The sequence below is a fragment of the Streptomyces sp. NPDC030296 genome, from assembly GCF_055572815.1.
The window spans coordinates 114,060-132,263 of the sequence record NZ_JBVICQ010000005.1 but is presented as its reverse complement, the minus strand read 5'-3'; the positions used below and the strand labels follow the sequence as shown (position 1 = coordinate 132,263).

General features: G+C 73.9%; 12 protein-coding genes and 2 pseudogenes. 6 read left to right on the top strand and 8 right to left on the bottom strand.

Annotated elements, in window-relative coordinates:
• Nucleotides 1–165: 165 nt before the first annotated feature.
• From ACZ4Z3_RS16035 to ACZ4Z3_RS16025, 3 genes are all read right to left on the bottom strand, one after another.
• Nucleotides 166–1,197 (bottom strand): N-acetylglucosamine kinase, encoded by a 1,032-nt coding sequence (locus tag ACZ4Z3_RS16035; protein ID WP_468501564.1) that lies wholly within the window; start codon nucleotides 1,195–1,197, stop codon nucleotides 166–168.
• On the bottom strand, nucleotides 1,194–1,871 hold the full coding sequence (locus ACZ4Z3_RS16030; RefSeq protein ID WP_468501563.1) for a uracil-DNA glycosylase: 678 nt from the start codon (nucleotides 1,869–1,871) through the stop codon (nucleotides 1,194–1,196). Before ACZ4Z3_RS16030 ends, ACZ4Z3_RS16035 begins: the two co-directional genes overlap by 4 nt.
• Before the next feature lie 175 nt (nucleotides 1,872–2,046).
• Nucleotides 2,047–3,132 (bottom strand): WD40/YVTN/BNR-like repeat-containing protein, encoded by a 1,086-nt coding sequence (locus ACZ4Z3_RS16025; protein ID WP_468501562.1) that lies wholly within the window; start codon nucleotides 3,130–3,132, stop codon nucleotides 2,047–2,049.
• Nucleotides 3,133–3,368: 236 nt separating this feature from the next.
• On the opposite strand from ACZ4Z3_RS16025, the gene ACZ4Z3_RS16020 reads away from it, so the two are divergent.
• Complete coding sequence (locus tag ACZ4Z3_RS16020; protein ID WP_468501561.1) at nucleotides 3,369–3,950, top strand: Rv1733c family protein; 582 nt, start codon at nucleotides 3,369–3,371, stop codon at nucleotides 3,948–3,950.
• Nucleotides 3,951–4,067: 117 nt separating this feature from the next.
• Here ACZ4Z3_RS16020 and ACZ4Z3_RS16015 read toward each other — a convergent pair whose 3' ends face one another.
• Both ACZ4Z3_RS16015 and ACZ4Z3_RS16010 read right to left on the bottom strand, forming a co-directional pair.
• Nucleotides 4,068–4,850: a pectate lyase gene (locus tag ACZ4Z3_RS16015; protein ID WP_468501560.1), complete on the bottom strand. Its 783-nt coding sequence runs from the start codon at nucleotides 4,848–4,850 to the stop codon at nucleotides 4,068–4,070.
• Nucleotides 4,851–4,894: 44 nt separating this feature from the next.
• Nucleotides 4,895–5,456: pseudogene (locus tag ACZ4Z3_RS16010) on the bottom strand (hypothetical protein).
• A gap of 475 nt (nucleotides 5,457–5,931) precedes the next feature.
• Here ACZ4Z3_RS16010 and ACZ4Z3_RS16005 point away from each other — a divergent pair.
• The 3 genes and pseudogenes from ACZ4Z3_RS16005 to ACZ4Z3_RS15995 all read left to right on the top strand — a co-directional run.
• Nucleotides 5,932–6,963, top strand: a pseudogene (locus ACZ4Z3_RS16005) (extracellular catalytic domain type 1 short-chain-length polyhydroxyalkanoate depolymerase); the annotation flags it as partial.
• A gap of 667 nt (nucleotides 6,964–7,630) precedes the next feature.
• Nucleotides 7,631–8,977 carry an SGNH/GDSL hydrolase family protein gene (locus ACZ4Z3_RS16000; RefSeq protein ID WP_468501559.1) on the top strand — a complete coding sequence of 449 codons (1,347 nt, stop codon included), beginning with the start codon at nucleotides 7,631–7,633 and terminating at the stop codon, nucleotides 8,975–8,977.
• Nucleotides 8,978–9,152: 175 nt separating this feature from the next.
• Nucleotides 9,153–13,757, top strand: a complete 4,605-nt coding sequence (locus ACZ4Z3_RS15995; protein WP_468501558.1) for an HAD-IC family P-type ATPase — start codon at nucleotides 9,153–9,155, stop codon at nucleotides 13,755–13,757.
• 30 nt (nucleotides 13,758–13,787) lie between these two features.
• On the opposite strand, the gene ACZ4Z3_RS15990 is transcribed toward ACZ4Z3_RS15995, so the two are convergent.
• Nucleotides 13,788–14,867, bottom strand: coding sequence for an NADH:flavin oxidoreductase/NADH oxidase (locus ACZ4Z3_RS15990; RefSeq protein WP_468501557.1), 1,080 nt, complete (start codon nucleotides 14,865–14,867; stop codon nucleotides 13,788–13,790).
• 143 nt (nucleotides 14,868–15,010) lie between these two features.
• Between ACZ4Z3_RS15990 and ACZ4Z3_RS15985 the strand changes: the two genes are divergently transcribed.
• On the top strand, nucleotides 15,011–15,373 hold the full coding sequence (locus ACZ4Z3_RS15985; RefSeq protein WP_468501556.1) for an ArsR/SmtB family transcription factor: 363 nt from the start codon (nucleotides 15,011–15,013) through the stop codon (nucleotides 15,371–15,373).
• Nucleotides 15,374–15,416: 43 nt separating this feature from the next.
• Here the strand turns inward: ACZ4Z3_RS15985 and ACZ4Z3_RS15980 are convergent, their stop codons facing one another.
• Nucleotides 15,417–16,763 (bottom strand): FAD-dependent oxidoreductase, encoded by a 1,347-nt coding sequence (locus ACZ4Z3_RS15980; RefSeq protein ID WP_468501555.1) that lies wholly within the window; start codon nucleotides 16,761–16,763, stop codon nucleotides 15,417–15,419.
• A 123-nt stretch (nucleotides 16,764–16,886) separates the two neighbouring features.
• On the opposite strand from ACZ4Z3_RS15980, the gene ACZ4Z3_RS15975 reads away from it, so the two are divergent.
• Entirely contained in the window at nucleotides 16,887–17,420 is a 534-nt protein-coding gene (locus ACZ4Z3_RS15975) for a DUF6214 family protein (RefSeq protein ID WP_468501554.1), read from the top strand.
• Nucleotides 17,421–17,453: 33 nt separating this feature from the next.
• On the opposite strand, the gene ACZ4Z3_RS15970 is transcribed toward ACZ4Z3_RS15975, so the two are convergent.
• Nucleotides 17,454–18,119 carry a DUF305 domain-containing protein gene (locus ACZ4Z3_RS15970; protein WP_468501553.1) on the bottom strand — a complete coding sequence of 222 codons (666 nt, stop codon included), beginning with the start codon at nucleotides 18,117–18,119 and terminating at the stop codon, nucleotides 17,454–17,456.
• Nucleotides 18,120–18,204: the final 85 nt, after the last annotated feature.

Sequence of the window (18,204 nt, the reverse complement as noted above, 5' to 3'; positions counted from 1 at the left end):
TTCCCCTGTTCGGGGAGGGTGCAGGTGAGCGGTATCCGTCCGGATTTGTCTGATGAGTTACGGGTCGATCAGGTCGATCGATACCGCATTTATCTGCCGAGCGGTACTCTTGACGGACCACAGTGGTGCTTGTCCGACAGGCTGCTTTGGTCCGTATTTCAGGTACTACTTTTCGGCCACTGTGTACAACAGCCGATCGTCGTACGGCAATCGGAGATCGCCACTGGCCAGATCGGTCGCGATCCGTACGGCGCCGTGCAGCGGATCGCCCTCCGCGGGCACCCTCCGGGCCCGCGGCAGCCTCTGTGCCAACTCCTCCTCCAGCGGGACGAGGAGAGGGCCGCCCAGCCTGAACAGGCCGCCGGTCAGCGCCACCAGGGGTTCGCCCGACGTCGGGCAGACGGCGGCCGCGGCGTCGGCCATGTGTCGGGCCGCGGCGCGCAGGATGTCCGCCGCCACCGGGTCCTCGCCCGCGCAGGCGGCCACCTCGGGCGCGAAGGAGGCCAGCACCGCCGGACGGTCGGGCCGAGGGTAGAGCTGCCCGGGCAGTGTGTCCGGTGGGCCGAACACGCCCTCCAGGCGCCTCAGGAGTGCCTCCGAGCCGCCGCGGCGCCCGTCATGGGCCCGCAGCGCCGCCTCCAGGCCCGCCCGCCCGATCCACGCCCCGCCACCGCAGTCCCCGAGGAGATGACCCCACCCGTCGGCCCGCCGCCAGGCCCGCAGATCGGTGCCGATCGCGATCAGCCCCGTACCCGCGGCGATCACGGCACCGGGCCGCGCCCCCAGCGCGCCGGTGTACGCCGCGACCGCGTCGGCCACCAGCGCCGTCCGCCGGGCCCCCAGTTCACGCGCGAACGCGGACGGCAACTCGGCCCGCAGCCGCTCCCCGAGCGTCGCGAACCCGGCCGCCCCGACGGCGACCGCCTCGGGACGCTCCCGCCCCGCGCCCGCGAGCAACTGCCGCGCCCTGGGCAGCACCAGCTCCAGCAGATGCCCCGCGTCGATGCCCGAGGCCCCGGTGCGCACCGGCTCCCCGGAGGCGAGCGGCTCCCCGACGACGGTGCCACGGACGGCGAGTGCCACCCGCAGCCCGGACCCACCCGAGTCCACCGCGAGGACGACGGGGCCCTCCCCGCCGCCCGCCGGGGCGGACACCGGTTCCGGCCGATCCCCGGACGGCGCCCCGGTGGCCGTCATGGCAGACGCCAGTCCACGGGCGTACCGCCCTGACGGGTGAGCAGGTCGTTGGCGCGGCTGAAGGGGCGGGAGCCGAAGAAGCCGCGGTCGGCCGACATGGGGGAGGGGTGGGCGGACTCGATGGACGGCAGATCGCCCAACAGGGGGCGGAGGTTGCGGGCGTCGCGGCCCCACAGGATCGACACCAGGGGGCGCCCGCGCGCGGCCAGCGCCCGTATCGCCTGCTCGGTGACCTCCTCCCAGCCCTTCCCCCGGTGTGCCGCCGGCTTGCGCGGGGCGGTGGTGAGCGCCCTGTTGAGCAGCAGGACGCCCTGCCGCGTCCAGGGCGTCAGATCGCCGTTGGCCGGCGGCGGCAGTCCCAGGTCGTTGCCGAGCTCCCGGTAGATGTTGATCAGACTGCCCGGCAGGGGCCGTACCTCCGGGGCCACCGAGAAGGACAGGCCCACCGCGTGCCCCGGTGTCGGGTACGGGTCCTGGCCGACGATGAGGACGCGGACGTCGTCGAAGGGCTGCTGGAAGGCGCGCAGGACATTCGCGCCGGCCGGGAGGTAGGTGCGTCCCGCGGAGATCTCCGCGCGCAGGAAGTCGCCCATCCTGGCGATCTGTCCGGCCACGGGCTCCAGCGCCTTCGCCCAGCCCGATTCGACGATTTCATGCAACGGTCGTGGTGCCACGGCGTCACCCTACTGCCGCGACCGCGCCGACGATCAACCACCGGTCGGGGAGCGACCGGTGCTGAACGTTTCTATGCCGAACCGCACCCGTTCCGGGCCGACTTGGGGCCCGGTGCGCGGGCCTGGACGACGGTGCGAGAACCCTGGATCCGCTTCCCCCGTCAGTCCCGCGCCGTCAGCCGATCACCGCCGCCCGTACGCACAGCACGTCCGGCAGGTGGGACGCCAACTGGCGCCACCTGTCCCCGTCGTCCGCCGACGCGTACACCTCGCCGTTGCGGTTGCCGAAGTAGACGCCCGCCGGGTCCGCGTCGTCCGTGCACATCGCGTCGCGCAGCACCGTGCCGTAATGGTCGTCCGTCGGCAGGCCGCTGGACAGCGGTTCCCAGCTCCCGCCCGCGTCCGCCGTGCGGAACACCCGGCAGCGGTGGTCGGCGGGGACCCGGTCCGCGTCCGCGTTGATGGGGAACACGTATGCGGTGTCCCCGCGATGCGGGTGGGCCACGGCGGCGAACCCGAACGTGGAGGGCAGCCCCTCGCCGATGTCCGTCCAGTGCGCGCCGCCGTCGTCGCTGCGGTACACGCCCCAGTGGTTCTGCAGATACAGCCGGTCGGGGGTCGCCGCGTCGCGCGTGACCTTGTGCACGCACTGGCCGAACTCCGGGTCGGGGTCCGGCAGGAACACCGCGGACACCCCGGAGTTGGACGGCGACCAGCTCGCGCCGCCGTCCTCGGTGCGGAACACCCCGGCGGCGGAGACGGCGACGGTCGTGGCCCGCGGGTCGCGCCGGTCGGTGAGGATGGTGTGCAGCCCCTCGCCGCCACCGCCCGGCTGCCACTTGTCGCGGGTCGGGTGCTCCCACAGCGGCCGCACCAGCTCGAAGGTCTCGCCGCGGTCCTCCGAGCGGTACAGCGCGGCCGGCTCCGTGCCCGCGTACACCACGTCCGGTTCGGCGGCCGACGGGTGCAGCTGCCACACCCGCTCCAGGGAGGCGCCCGTGTCCTTGGGGAACTTCACGGCCGGACGGGCCGGTTCCGTCCAGGTGCGCCCGAGGTCGTCGGAGTGGAACACGGAGGGACCCCAGTGCGCGCTGTCGCCCCCGACGAGCAGACGGGGCGTGTCCCCGCGGGTGTCGATGGCGACGGCGTAGACGGCCTGCGCGTTGAAGTACGGGCTGTCGTCGAACTCCCAGGCGCCGCCTCGCCGCCGCCCGATGAACAGGCCCTTGCGCGTGCCTACGGTGAGCAGTACCTCGGCCATCCCGGCCACCTCCTGGACATCGTCGTCTCAGTCACGGGCCAGTCTGCACCCAGCCACTGACAGTCACCCCTTGAGATGCCATCACCGCAGGTCGGGCGGCATGTGGCGGGTGGGGGAGGGGTGCGATCGAGCCATGCGGTGGACGGGGTGACCCATGTCGCATGAGCAGGGGCGGGGCCGCCGCCGTATGGGAGTGCGGTCCGGCTGTCCTGTGTGCGTGAGGGAGGGTGCCTCCGATGGTGGCATTCCGTGGTCCGAAGGTGTGGCTGTGGCGCTGGCGGCGGAACCCGCTCAAACGGCGCGGTGACCGGCTGGAGTCCTGGGTCGTGCTCGTCGCCTGGGTCCTCACCGTCGGGGGCGGCCTGGTCGCGGGGCTGCTGTCCGCGGACTCCGTCGAGTCCGGTCTGGCCCGGCAGCGTGAGGAGTGGCGGCCCGTCGAGGCGCGCCTCGTGGAGGACGCGCCGGAGCCGGGCGCCGGCAGCGGCGCGGGGACCGAGAAGGTGTGGGCGAAGGTGCGCTGGGCGGCGCCGGACGGCTCCGCGCGCGAGGGGCAGGCCCGGGTCGACCCGGCCGACGTCACGGGCACGCCGGTCACTGTGTGGACGGATGTCCGGGGCCGGCTGGTGACCGAGCCCGCCGGGGAGGCGCAGGCTCGGCTGCGGGCCGGCCTGGTCGGGGGGCTGGCGGGGATCTTCGTGGCGGCCGTGCCCTTCGCGGGCGGCAGGCTCGTCCGCGGCCGTCTTGAGCAACGCAGGATGGACCAGTGGGACGAGGCGTGGGAGCGCATCGCTCCCTTGTGGGAGCGCAAGATCTGGTGAGGACGCCCCCGCTCTGAGCCGGCGCCCGCTGCCGGCACCGGGCGGCCGGACGAGGCCCGTGGGGGGAGACCCCGTCCGGCCGTGGGGAGCGGACTCACCGGTGGGTGACGAGCGGCCTCACCTGTAGGTGATGTCCGAGCCGGAGTACAGGCAGTTGGTGCTGTCGGGGCCCGTACCGACGGCCGTGTTGTTGTTGTACTTCTGGCAGGGCACGACCTTGCGGCCGCTGTCGTTCAGGATGGTGATCCTGCGCAGGGTCGCCACGTCGCCGCGGTTGACGTTGATGCCGACGAGCCGGGCGGTGGAACCCGTTCCGGTGACCTCGATGTTGTTGAGGTTCACCTTGCGGGTGTATTGCGTGGAGCAGTCGCCGCAGGAGCGGTACAGCGTCTTGAACTCGCTGACCGCGAAGTTGGAGATGTTCAGCGTGCCCGGCCCGTTGTGCTGGAACACCTTGTCCGCGGCCTTCCTGGCGCCGCCGCCGGTCACCGTGTAGGAGGAGCCGCCGCGGAAGGTCGCGGCGTCCTCGCCGACGTCCTCCCACCACACGTTCTGCAGAGTGCAGTTGCCCTCGCAGTGGATGCCGTCGGCGCCGGGAGCGCCGATGATGACGTTCTTCAGCGTCGCGCCGGCCGCGAGCTTGAAGATCGGGTCCTGGCCCTCCTCCTGGCCGTCCCCGGCCAGATCGCCGCTGCCGTAGTAGCGCTTCATGCCGCCGTCGCGGACACCGGACACGGAGATGGTGGAGGACACCGGCTGGTTGCCGGAGGCCGACGGCCAGGTCGCGGCGCTCGCCGGAGTGGCGCCGCTGGTCATGATCATGCCAAGTGAAAGGCCGAACGCGGCCATCGTCCCGGTCAGCGCGCGCGTGCGGGCGCGCGTACGTGCCGCAGAAGTCATGTCCCGATTCCTTCTGTCTCCGAGTGGATGGGGGGTTGGGGGTGTCAGAGCTTTCCGGCGCCCGCACCCGACGTCACCGAGGCGACGACGGATTGGCGGGTTCCGCGGTGTAGCGGTACGGCGGGGAGGTGAGCGTCCCCGTCCGGGAGATCTCGGTGGCGACCCCACCGAGGTCGTTGCCGCGCGGATTCGTGTAGCCGTCCACGTCACTGCTGCGGTCCGTGGTGACGGCGACCTTCGTGTCGCGGAAGACGTTGTTCTCACGAGCATGTGGGCGCCCATGCGCGAGTGGAAGTACGGCGTCGGTCTCCTCCTTGACCGCAGGCTCCCGGTGAACCCGGAGGGCGCGCCCACGCCCATGACCGTCGCGTGGGATCCGATGTCGACCTGGCCGCCGAGCGATATCAGGCCGCTGCCACGGACGACCTTCGCCGCGTCACCGGCCACGGCGCTCCTGAAGGCGTCCGGCGTCGAGACGGTGACCGACGGCGCGCCGCCACCGCCGGTGGTCCCGGCGCCGTAGCCGATCGGAGAGCTCTCCGCGGCCCCCGCGTTCTGCGGCAAGGTGATCACGGCGGCCGCCGCGAGAACGGTCGCCGCGGCCATCGAGGAGGTTCTTCGCGCGAGTGGGCGTGGTGGGGATGCGTGGGGGGACGGTACGCATGTGGGTGTGTCCCTTCAGCTAGGAACTGACGGGCCATGTACATGAATGTGGTGCTCCATGCTGACCGCCGTGGCGGGTCGAGTGGTCGAGCTGGGGGGACTCGGCACTCCGGGAGATGCTTGGTTGCAGGCAGATGGAGCCCGGACGCCCCTCTACCGCTCCGAGTGGGCGATGGGCGACCGGTTCACATTGCTGAACGGAACGTAGGGGGCAAGCGCTTTCTAGTCAACGCTTCCCGCAAAGACCATGAGGCGTCCCAGGTGGGGCGGGCGTCCCGGTCGGCGGGTTCGGGCCATGCGCTCCAGCGGCGCGCCGGGAGCGAATTCTTTCGACGCGTGGGAGCGCTTCCTGGGCGGCCATGTGCATGTCACGATGCTCGGCGGACGCTTCCTGCCGGCCCGCCGAAGGGACAATGACGTGCCCCGAACCCCCCACCGCACCGCGCGCCGACCGCTCCGAAAAGCCCTCGTCGCGCTGCTCGCCGCCCTGGTGCCGTTACTCGCGGCCACGTTCCTCACCACACCGGCGGCCTCGGCCGCGCCGCCCCCCGAGCCGTCGTCGCTCGCGCAGGCCGCCCCGGACGCGGGCGCCTCGCGGGACGCGAAGGCCGAGGCGGCGCCCCGCGCGGCGCTCACCCAGATCACCAACTTCGGGCAGAACCCGAGCAACCTCCAGATGTACCTGTACGTGCCGAACAACGTCGCCAGGAAACCGGCGATCGTCGTGGCCGTGCACTACTGCACCGGCTCGGGGCCCGCCATGTACAGCGGCACCGAGTACGCCTCGCTCGCCGACCGCTACGGCTTCATCGTGGTGTACCCGTCCGTCACCCGCAGCAGCAAGTGCTTCGACGTCGCCTCGCCGCAGGCGCTGCGCCGGGGCGGTGGCAGCGACCCCGTGGGCATCAAGTCGATGGTCGACTGGACGGTCCGCACCTACAACGCCGACACCAGCAGGATCTTCGCCACCGGCATCTCCTCCGGCGCGATGATGACCAACGTTCTGCTCGGCGTCTACCCGGACGTGTTCGCCGCGGGTGCCGCCTTCGCGGGCGTCCCGTTCGCCTGCTTCGCCACCACCAACGGCTCGGAGTGGAACAGCGAGTGCGCGGGCGGAAGGATCATCCGGTCCCCGCAGGCGTGGGGGGACCTGGTCCGCGGCGCCTACCCCGGCTACAACGGCCCCCGGCCGCGGATGCAGCTGTGGCACGGGACCCAGGACGACGTGCTGCGGTATCCGAACTTCGGGGAGGAGATCAAGCAGTGGACCAACGTGCGCGGCGTCGGCCAGACGCCGAGCGCCACCGACTCACCCCAGAACGGCTGGACCCGCACCCGATACGGCGGCACCGGTGACCGGGCCCCCGTCGAGGGCATCAGCATGCAGGGCGTCGGCCACAACGTCTACGCCCGGGGCATGGGCCAGCGCGTCCTGACCTTCTTCGGCATCACCGGCCAGTGAATCGTGCCCCAGCCCTGGGTCGGCCTCGGCGGGAGAAGGCTGACCGGCGGACCGTCACCGACCGGGGCGCCCCGCAAGGCCCCGCGCGCGGCACCGTGATCGCGACCGACGTCACCCGCGCGCGGCACCGTGATCGCGACCGACGTCACCCGCGACCACGTGCCCGCGCGGGTGCCGGTCACCGCTCGCGCCGGGTGCGGGTGTCGGTCATGCGTTCGCGCCCGGTGCCGGTCACGTGCCGCGCGGGGCGCCGGTCCGGGCCACAGGATCGCGCCGGGTGCCGACGCGTGACCGGCACCGGCACCCCGGGCCGACCGCTCCGACAGCAGCGCCGCACCCACCTCCCGGGCCCCCACGGGACGGGCCGCACCTGACCCGCCGGCCCGCCTCGCCATCGCCCACCACAGGGCGCGCACCGACCGGGTGCGCGCTCGGACCCCGCGCGCCTTGGCGTCGAGTCCCCTCACGCCCCAGCACGGAGCGCAGCCCCGGTCGCTTTCAGGGGCGCGGGGAACTGCGCGACATGCCACAACGCACCCGCAGTCGCCGACGAACCGGCAGTCGCCGACAGTCGCAGACGCACCCGCAGTCGCCCACGCACCCGCACCCCCAAGCCCTTCCAGCAGAGCCCCGTTCCCGGAGAAAGGCATCGCCCGTGCAGCCGTCCAAGCCGTCGAGCCGTGTGTCGCTCGCCCATCTCGTCGCCGCCTGCGTCCTCGCGCTGGCCCTCGTCGTGACGTCCTCCGCCGTGGTGGCGCTCGTCAGGAGCCCGCGGGGCGCCGCCGGCCCCGGCGCCGGTGAGACGGCCACGGCCGCCCGGCACTGGGTCAACACATGGTCGGCGATGCCGCAGCTCACCGAGGCGCACAACATGCCACCGGCGCCGTTCACCGGCGAGCGGGCGGTGCTCGTCGACACCACCCTGCGGCAGACCGTGCGCGTCACCACCGGCGGCGACCGCGTCCGGCTGCGCTTCTCCAACGCCTTCGGCGGCACGGCGCTGCCGCTGACGGCGGTCACCGTCGCCCTCCCCAAGGGCGGGCAGGCCGGGGTCGGCGCCATCGAGCCCGGCACCACCCGGACGGTGACGTTCGGCGGCCGGGACGCCACCACCGTGCCGATCGGCGCCCAGGTCGTCTCCGACCCGCTGGACTTCACGGTGCGGCCCGGCTCCAACCTCACCGTGACCACGTACCTGGCCGAGGGGCAGGCGTCCCTCGCCCTCACCTCGCACCCCGGCTCCCGCACCACCTCCTACCTCCAGCACGGGGACCGCACCCGCGACGAGGACCTCCCCGGCGCCACCCCCACCAACCACTGGTACCTGCTCAGCGACGTCGAGGTCCTGTCCAGGCCCGCCACCACCGCGGTCGCCGTGCTCGGCGACTCGCTGACCGACGGCCGGGGCTCCACCACCAACGGCAACAACCGCTGGCCCGACCAACTCTTCGACCGACTGCAGCAGAAGCCCGCCACCCGGGGCATCGCCGTGGTGAACCAGGCCGCCGGCGGCAACCGCGTCCTCAACGACGGCCTCGGCCCCAACGCACTCGCCCGACTGGACCGCGACATCCTGGCCCACAGCGCCGTCGAACAGCTGATCGTCTTCGAGGGCATCAACGACATCGGAACGGCCGAGGCCACCCCCGCCGCCCAGCAGCGCGTCACCGCCGACCTCATCGCCGCCTACGACCAGATCATCGTCCGCGCCCACGCCCAGGGCATCCGCGTGTACGGCGCGACCCTGCTCCCGTTCGACGGCAACACGCTCTACGACGACGCCGACGGGCACCGCGAGGACGCACGGCAGGTGGTCAACACCTGGATCCGCACCAGCGGCCGCTTCGACGCCGTCCTCGACTTCGACCGCGTCGTCCGCGACCCGCAGAACCCGAGCCGACTCCAGCCGACCCTCCACGACGGCGACTGGCTCCACCTCAACCCCGAGGGGTACCGCGCCCTCGCCGAAGCGGTCCCGGCCCGGCTGCTCCAACGGAGGTGAGGCGGACCGTACGCGACCGCAACGCCTCCAGGTTCGCCCTCACGCCGTGACCGAGCGCCTCCGCGATCACACGCTCCGTACTGCGCCCCATCCACCCCAAAAACATGGATGACGAACCGATTCGCGGGAACCCGGCTCCCCCGGAAGGGCATCACGCGTGAGGTGAGGGAGAGCCATGGCACGAGGTGGCCGGTGGGGTGATGCACAGGCTGAGCAGGGGCGCGCCGGAGGCCTCGGGCTGCTGACACGTCCGACGGCCGCCGCCACCGGGCTCGCGCTGGCCGGGCCCCGGCTCCTCGCCCGAGGAGCCGGACCCGCCGTCGGCCTGGCCGCGGGAGCGGTGGCCGGAACGGCACGGGCGGGCGTCCGGGGCGCGGACAGCGCCGCGCACGTCGCACGCGTCGCCCGCAACGCACTGCCGGGTGGTGCGCGCCCCTGGCGCTCCGGCGCGCGGGCCCATCTCGCGCTGCGGCCCGAGACACCCGAACGAGTTCACCGCGAGGGCGGCACGGAACACGCGGCCCGCAAGGTGGCCGCCGCACTGGCCGAGCGGCCGGACGTGGCGCTCGCCTACTGGGACCGGGGCCTGGCGCGTCTCGTGGTCTCCGCCGCCGAGGAGGCCCTCGGCGACACGGTCGTGGACGAGGCGGTCGCACTCGCCGCCCGGCACGGGCTGTCCCTGACCGACGAGGACGTCGAGGGATACACCCACCCCGGCGACCCGGCCGGCACCCGGGCCGCCGCGACGGCCCTCGCCGCCGACACCCTCGGCACCGGTGTCGCCCTGGCCGCCTCCTTCCTGCGGCTGCCGCGCTCACCACGCCTGGTCACGGCGGCGGCGACGCTGCTGCGCGAGAACCCCCGCTTCCGCGCCTTCCTGCGCGACCGGCTCGGCCCGTCCCGCATGGACGTGCTGCTGGCCACGGCCAACGCCGCCGTCCAGGCCGCGGGCCAGACCCCGATCGCCCTGCTGCTCGACGGGGCGCTGCGCACCTGCCAACTGGGGGACACCCTGGCCCGCGCGACCGCCTTCGACACCGTCCACGACCAGGTGTGCACCCCGCGGCGGGTCGGCCTGCCCCCGCGCCCCTCCGTACGGCCGCCCCTGCGGTCCACCCCCGCCCAGGACTACGCCTCCCACGCCTCCACCGGCAGTGTGCTGGGCGCCGCGGCGACCCTGCTCGTCAAGCACGACGGCAAGGAGGCCGCCGAAGCCGTCCTCGCGGGCTCGCCCAAGGCGGCCCGCTACGGCCCCGCCGCCTTCCACCACGTCCTCGGCGCGGCCCTCGCCCGGACCGGCGTCCTGGTCCGCGACCCCGAGCGGCTGCGGCGGCTGGAGACCGTCGACACCGTCGTCCTGCACCCCAGCGCGCTGCGGAGGCCCGGCGCGGGCGCGGACCCCTGGGCCGAGACCGTGCTCGACGCGGCCCGCCGGGCCGGGCTCGCCGTCGTCATGGTGGACGACCCGGCGCTGCGCGACTTCACGAGCCTCGCCGACCAGGTCGTGACCGGCGACCGCCCCCTGCGCGAGGTGGTGCGGGGCCTGCGCGACGAGGGCGCCACCGTCCTGACGGTCGCCCGCTTCCCCTCCACCGACCCCGAGGCGGGGGCCGAGGACACCCACGTACGGGACGACTCCACGAGCGCGGCCGACGACGCCCATGTGCCGGACGATGGCACGAGCGCGCCCCACGACGGGGCCCGAGAACGGGACGAGGACGGCGGCGCCCGGCACACCACGGCCCCCGCGCCGGACGGCTTGGACGTCCTGGACGGTCTGCTCGGCGGGGACGTGGCCGTGGCCCTCGCGGACGGGGACTCCGCCGTCGCCTGGGGCGCGGACGTCCTCGCCCTCAACGGTCTGGCCGACGTGTGGCGGCTGCTGACCGCCGTACCGGCGGCCCGTGCGGTGGGCCACCGGTCGCAGACCCTCGCCCGGTCCGGCGCCGCCCTGTCCGGGCTGCTCGTGGCCGTCGGCGAGGCAGACGGGGCGCGCCGCCGCGCTCGCCTGCCCGGACTGCGCCACGTGCCCGTCGACGTCGGCGCCGCGACGGCCCTGCTCAGCGGCGTACGCGGCGCCCTCGGCGTGGCCCTGGCCCGGGCGCCGCACCCCCAGCCGCGCACGGCCTGGCACGCGCTGCCCCCGGACGACGTCCTCGACCGGCTCGACCACGCGGCCGACGAGGAGGAGAAGGACACCACGGTCGTCGAGCAGGCGGCCGGCCGGCTGCACGAGATGGCCGACACCGTGGGCCACACGCCCGCCGGCGCGCCCGTGCGCTGGACCGTGGACCTGGCCCGGGCCGTCCGGGGCGAGCTGGACGATCCGCTCACCCCGGTGCTGGCGGTCGGCTCTGCGGCCTCCGCGATCCTCGGCTCGGTCGTGGACGCCCTCCTCGTCTTCGGCGCGCTCGATCTGAACGCCCTGGTCGGCGGTCTGCAACGGCTGCGCGCCGAACGGGCGCTGTCCGGACTGCTCGCCGACCAGCAGCAGAAGGCCCGCCTCACGCCCCGCGACCCGGAGGAGCCGACGGGCCCGCCCGCCGACGACGCGTCGGCGGAGGCCGAGACCGTGGACGCCGCCGTGCTCGAACCCGGCGACGTGATCGAACTGAAGGCGGACGACGTCGTGCCCGCCGACGCCCGGCTGCTGTGGGAGGACGGTCTGGAGGTGGACGAGTCGGCGCTCACCGGGGAGTCCCTGCCGGTGGACAAGCAGACGGCGCCGACACCCCGCGCGCCGGTCGCCGACCGGAGCTGCATGGTCTTCGAGGGCACCACCGTGGTGGCGGGCCAGGCCAGGGCCGTCGTCGTGGGAACCGGCGACCGCACCGAGGCCGCACGCGCCGTCGCCCTGGCCGCGCGCACGCCCCCGTCCGCCGGTGTCCAGGCCAAGATCCATGAACTCACCCGCAGGGCGCTGCCGTTGACCCTGGCCGGTGGCGCCGCGGTGACGGGTCTCTCGCTGCTGCGCGGCACTCCTATCAGGGAGGCGGTGAGCGGCGGCGTCGCGGTGGCGGTGGCCGCCGTCCCCGAGGGGCTGCCCCTCGTAGCCACGGTGGCACAGCTGTCGGCGGCCCGGCGGCTGAGTCGCCGCGGCGTCCTCGTGCGCACCCCGCGCACCCTGGAGGCGCTGGGCCGTATGGACACCGTCTGCTTCGACAAGACGGGCACCCTCACCGAGAACCGCCTCCACCTGGTCCGGGTCGGCGAGGCCGACGGCACGGTCCGCACCCTCAAGGACACCGCCGCCGACGACACGGCCCGCACCCTGCGTGTCGCCGCCCGCGCCTGCCCCCGCCTGAACGGCGGCTCGACCCGCCCGGTGCACGCCACCGACGAGGCGGTACTGGACGCGGCCGGCCCCGACCCGGAGTGGGAGCAGACCGAGGGCCGGCCCTTCGAGGCGGCCCGAGGCTACGCCGCGGCCGTCGGCACAGCGGCCGACGGCACCCCCGTCCTGGTGGTCAAGGGCGCCCCCGAGACGGTCCTGCCCGCCTGCCCCGACCTCCCCGATCACGCGTCCGGAACCGCGCAGTCGCTCGCCCGCGACGGTCTGCGTGTCCTCGCGGTCGCCGAACGCCCGCTGCGCACGGACGAGGAACCGTCCGCCGCCCTCGAAGAACCGCTGGACGACCTGGAGTTCACCGGCCTGCTCGCGCTCGCCGACGTCCCGCGCGAGACGTCCACCGACCTGGTGCGCGGGCTGCGCGAGGCGGGCGTACGACCGGTCATGCTGACCGGCGACCACCCGCAGACCGCCCGGGCGATCGCCGCCGAACTCGGCTGGCCCGAGGACACGACCGTCGTCACGGGCGACGAACTGGCCTCCGCCGACCGGTCCGTACGGTCGAGGATGCTGCGGGACGCGGGCGTCGTGGCGCGGGTCGCGCCCGAGCAGAAGCTCCAGGTGGTGGAGGCGCTGCGGGACGCGGGCCGGGTGGTCGGGATGGTCGGCGACGGCGCCAACGACGCCGCCGCCATCCGAGCCGCCGACATCGGCGTGGGCATCCAGGCCCGCGGCTCCGCCGCCGCCCGGAACGCGGCCGACCTGGTCCTGACCGACGAGGACCTGTCGGTGCTGATCGAGGCGGTCACCGAGGGCCGCTCCCTGTGGCACAGCGTCACCGACGCCATCGCCATCCTGATCGGCGGCAACGCGGGCGAGATCGGCTTCGGCATCCTCGGCACGCTGCTCGCCGGACGGGCCCCGCTCTCCACCCGCCAGATGCTGCTGGTGAACCTGTTCACGGACCTGTTCCCCGCGATGGCGGTGGCGGTCACCCCCAAGGAGGAGCCGGGCGCCCCGAACGGCGGCGAGACCGAGGGCGCCCCGGGCCCGGAGCCGCTGGGCACCGACCTCCTCGGCGCGCCCCTCATGCGCCAGATCCGCCACCGCGCCCTGACCACCTGCCTGGGCGCCACCCTCGCCTGGCTGGTCGGCCGCTTCACGCCGGGCACCGCGCGCCGCTCCACGACGATGGCCCTGTGCGGGGTGGTCGGCACCCAACTGGCCCAGACCCTCGCCGACCGCCGGCACAGCCCGCTGGTCCGCACCACGGCCCTGGGCTCCGCCGCGGCCCTCGTCGTGCTGGTCCAGATCCCGGGCGCCAGCCACTTCTTCGGCTGCACCCCGCTCGGCCCGCTCGCCTGGGCGGGCGTCGCCGCGGCGATCGCCCTCGCGGTGGCCGGCCAGCGGACCCTGCCCGACCTCGAGAGGACGGTCCAGCGGCTGATGCGACCCCGGCCCCCCGCCTCGGCCGCGCCGAGCCCGGCCTGAGGCCCCACCGCCGGGCGCGCCGGGCGGGCCCTAGACCGACCGGTGGTACTGCTCGGGCACGTGCACCTCGCCCCCCAGCTCCCGGGCGGCCTGCCGGGCCCAGGAGGGGTTGCGCAGCAGTTCACGGCCCAGCAGCACGGCGTCGGCCTCTCCGTTGGCGAGGATCTTCTCGGCCTGCTCGGCCTCGGTGATCAGACCCACCGCCGCGACGGGCAGCCCCGCCTCGTCCCGGACGCGGGCGGCGAACGGCACCTGGTAGCCGGGGCCGACGGGGATGCGGACACCGGAGGCGTTGCCGCCGGTGGAGACATCGAGGAGGTCCACGCCGTGGGCCTTCAGTTCGGCCGCGAGCCGGACGGTGTCGTCCGCAGTCCAGCCGCCCTCCTCCAGCCACTCGGTCGCGGAGACCCGGAAGAACAGCGGCTTGTCCTGCGGCCACACCTCCCGCACGGCGTCCACCACCTCCAGCGCGAAGCGGATCCGGTTCTCGTACGAGCCGCCGTAGGCGTCGGTACGGCGGTTGGAGTGCGGGGACAGGAACTCGTTGATCAGGTAGCCGTGGGCGCCATGGATCTCGACGATCTCGAAACCGGCCGCGAGCGCACGCCGGGCCGCCTCCGCGAACTGCCCGACGACGGCCCGGATCTGCTCGACCGTCAGCTCGTCCGGCACCGGGTGCACCTCGTCGAACGGCACCGCGCTGGGCGCCACCGGCTGCCAGCCGTACGCGTCCGCGCCGACCGGGGCGCCGCCCCGCCAGGGCCGGTCGGTGGACGCCTTGCGCCCGGCGTGCGCCAGCTGCACCGCGGGCACCGTCCCCTGCGCCCGCAGGAACCCGGTGATCCGGCGGAACGCCTCCATCTGCGTGTCGTTCCAGAGGCCGAGGTCGTACGGGGAGATCCGGCCCTCGGGGGCCACGGAGGTCGCCTCGACGATGATCAGGCCCGTCCCGCCGGTGGCGCGCGCCGCGTAGTGCGCGAAGTGCCAGTCGCCCGGGGCGCCCGTCCCGGGTCCCTCCGGCGCGGCCGAGTACTGGCACATGGGGGGCATCCACACCCGGTTGGGGATGGTCAGTTCACGCAGGCGGTAGGGCTCGAACAGCGCGCTCACGGCGGACTCCGATCGTCAGGGATGCCGACACGGGTGGGGTACGACTCGATGCCTCGTACGATAGCCATCGTAGTACGGCGGATGTCAAACTACGACGGTTCTCGTACAATGAATTCCCCAAGGCCCGACGCAAGGGAGCCGCCGTGACCACGCCCGCCGTCAGCAGTCGCGATCTCCCGCACCCGGAGCGCGCGGAGATCCGGCTGGAGTCCGTGCTGCACGCGCTCTCCGACCCCATGCGGCTGCGTATCGTGCGAGAGCTCGCCGCCGACGGCGACGAGCTCTCCTGTTCGTACTTCGACCTGCCGGTCACCAAGTCCACGACCACCCACCACTTCCGGGTGCTCCGCGAGAGCGGGGTGATCCGACAGGTCTACCGGGGCACCGCCAAGATGAACGGACTGCGCCGGGACGACCTGGACGGCCTCTTCCCGGGGCTTCTCGACGCCCTCCTGGACGCCGCCGCCCGGCAGGCGGCCCGGGTCCGGGACCTCGGCGACGGCTGAACCGGCCTCCGGGGCGAGCGGCCAGAAGGGCGGTGCGCCCGCCCTAGTCCCGCGCCCCGCCCTGTGCGGCCGTCAACAGCGACTCCCAGTCCGGGAGTTTCACCACGCCGCGGCCCAGGGAAGCGCCCAGTTCCGCCTCCGCCCGTTCGATCGCCTGCCAGCCCGACCACTCCACGGGGCGGACGCCCTCCGCCCGCAGGGCCGCCAGCGGGTCCGCCGGGACCGGTCGGCGCAGGAGCGCGGGGGCGTCCTCCAGCAGCGAGGTCACCGTCTCCTTGGCGCAGGGGCGGTTGGTGCCGATGACTCCGGTCGGGCCCCGCTTGATCCACCCGGCCACGTACTCGCCAGGTGTGGCCACGCCCTCCCGGACGACCCTGCCCGCGACATGCGGGACCGTGCCCCGCTGAGGATCGAAGGGGAGCCCGTCGAGCGCCACGCCGCGGTAGCCGACCGAGCGGAGCACCAGCTGGGCCTCGATCTCCTCGTACCGGCCGGTGCCGACGAGGCCGCCCCGGCCGTCCGGCCGTGTGCGCTCCAGCCGGACGCCGCGGACGCGGTCCCCGTCGGCGAGGAGCTCGACCGGGCGCAGGAAGAACCGCAGCCGGATGCGGTGCCGGCCGCTCGGCGCCGGCGCGGTGGCCCAGCCGCGCAGGACCTCGATGTTCCGGCGCTGCGCGGCGGGCAGGGCCGAGGGGTCGACGTAGTCCGGGTCCATCTCCAGCTCCACCGGGTTGACGGTGACCTGGGTGTCCGGGAGGGTGCCCAGCTCGCGCAGCTCCTTGGTGGTGAAGCGCGCCGCGGAGGGACCGCGGCGGCCCACCATGTGGATGCGGGACACCTGGCTGGAGGCGAGCGAGGCGAGGGCGGACTGCGGCATGTCGGTCGGGCTCAGCTCGGCCGCGCCGCGTGCCAGCATGCGGGTCACGTCCACGGCGACGTTCCCGACGCCGATGACCACCGCGGTACGGGCACCGAGGACGAAACCGTCGGCCACGGCGTCCGGGTGCGCGCTGTACCAGGACACGAACTCGGTCGCCGACCAACTGCCCCGCAGATCCTCGCCCGGGATGCCGAGCCGGCGGTCGGTGGCGGCGCCCACGCAGTACACCACCGCGTGGTACAGCTCCCGCAGCCGCGCCACCGGCACACCCCTGGGCCCCACCTGCACCCCGCCGAGGAAGCGCACCCGCTCGTCCTCCAGCACGCTGCGCAGGTTGTTCTGGAGCGACTTGATCTTCTCGTGGTCCGGCGCCACCCCGTAGCGGACCAGTCCGTAGGGGCAGGGCAGGCGGTCGAGGACGTCGACCAGGACCCCGGGATCCCGCTGGACGAGGCTCTGGGCGGTGTAGCACCCGCTCGGCCCCGAACCCACGACGGCGACATGCAGCACGGCGGACTCCTTACGCGAGGAGATCGCTGGTGCCTCCAGGATCGCACCCCGGGGGCCGCCGGGGGAGGGGGCGCTCGGCGTGGCTGCGCCGAACGATTGTGATCACTCCCTTACGTTGCGTGTGTGCTCGAAGCTTCCTTTCTCAACCTTTCTGATCGGCATGGGCGGGACGGGGCCGTCGCGGTGTGGCCCGCGTGGGAGGTGCAGGAAGGCGGGGGAGCCACCGTCTGGTTCAACGCCCGGCTGAGCTTCCCGGACGGGGCCCGGGTCGAGCTCCTCGCCGTGGTGGCCGGGGGGCGGCTGTCCCTGGAGGACGTCCGGGCCCAGCCGCCGCTGTCCCTGGACGACCTGGCGGAGCTGGCCGACTGGATCGAGGGCCCGCTCTTCGAGGCGTGCGGCGCCGTGCTGCCCGACCCGGTCGAGGACAGCGTGCCGGGCGCCCGGCACGCGGCCGCCCGCCGGGCCAGGCCCGCCTGGCCGCGGGGCGCGGAAGGGCGGCGGCTGGTGGCGGAGGAGTACCGCACCGCGCAGCGGGAGGGCCACGACCCGGTGCTCGCGGTGATGTGCGCGACCGGGCACAGCCGCCGCAAGTCGCTCCGGCTGATCGCCGGCGCCCGTGACGCCGGCCTCCTGACCCCCCGCCACGCCCGACGCTGAGCCCTTCGTGGCGAGGGCCGCGGCGGGCGGTTTCTAGGCCACGAGGTCGCGCATCCTGCTGATCTCGGTCGTCTGCTGCGCGATCACGTCGTCGGCCATCTCCTCGATCAGGATGTTGTTGCCCTGGGCCTTGACGTCCGTGGCCATCGTGATCGCCCCCTCGTGGTGAGTGATCATCAGTTTCAGGAAGAGGCGGTCGAACTCCGCCCCGTCGAGCGTGCCGAGCTTCTTCAGCTGCGCCTCGGTCGCCATGCCGGGCATCTCCCCGTGGTCGTGCGACGTGCTCTTGCTGTCGCCGTCGTTGACCTTCAGCCAGCCCTCCATGGCCTCGATCTCCGGCTTCTGGGCGGCCGAGATGCGCTCGGCGATCCGCTTCACCTGGGTCGACTTCGCACGCTTCGGCGCGAGTTCGGTCATCTCCAGGGCCTGGCCGTGGTGCACGATCATCATGCGGGCGTAGGCGAAGTCCGCGGAATTCGGCGAGTCGTCCTCGGCGCGCCGCTTCTCCGCCTCCTCGGGGGACAGGGTACGGGCCGCCTCACCGGGTTTTCCGGGCGCGATCACCGCGGGTCCGCCGGACCGGGCGGAAGCGCTGTCGGGTTCGGTGTCCGACCCCGAGTCACAGGCCGCGAGCGCGAGGAGAGCAGCCGTCAACGAGGCCGTGACCAGCGACGCGCGGGATGTGCGGCGAACGAGCACAGTGACCTCCTGGGCAGAGCAACGGGCGTACCGGTGGCGAGCGTTGACGATCGTTCCTAACACGGATTCAGGTGCCGTAGATCAA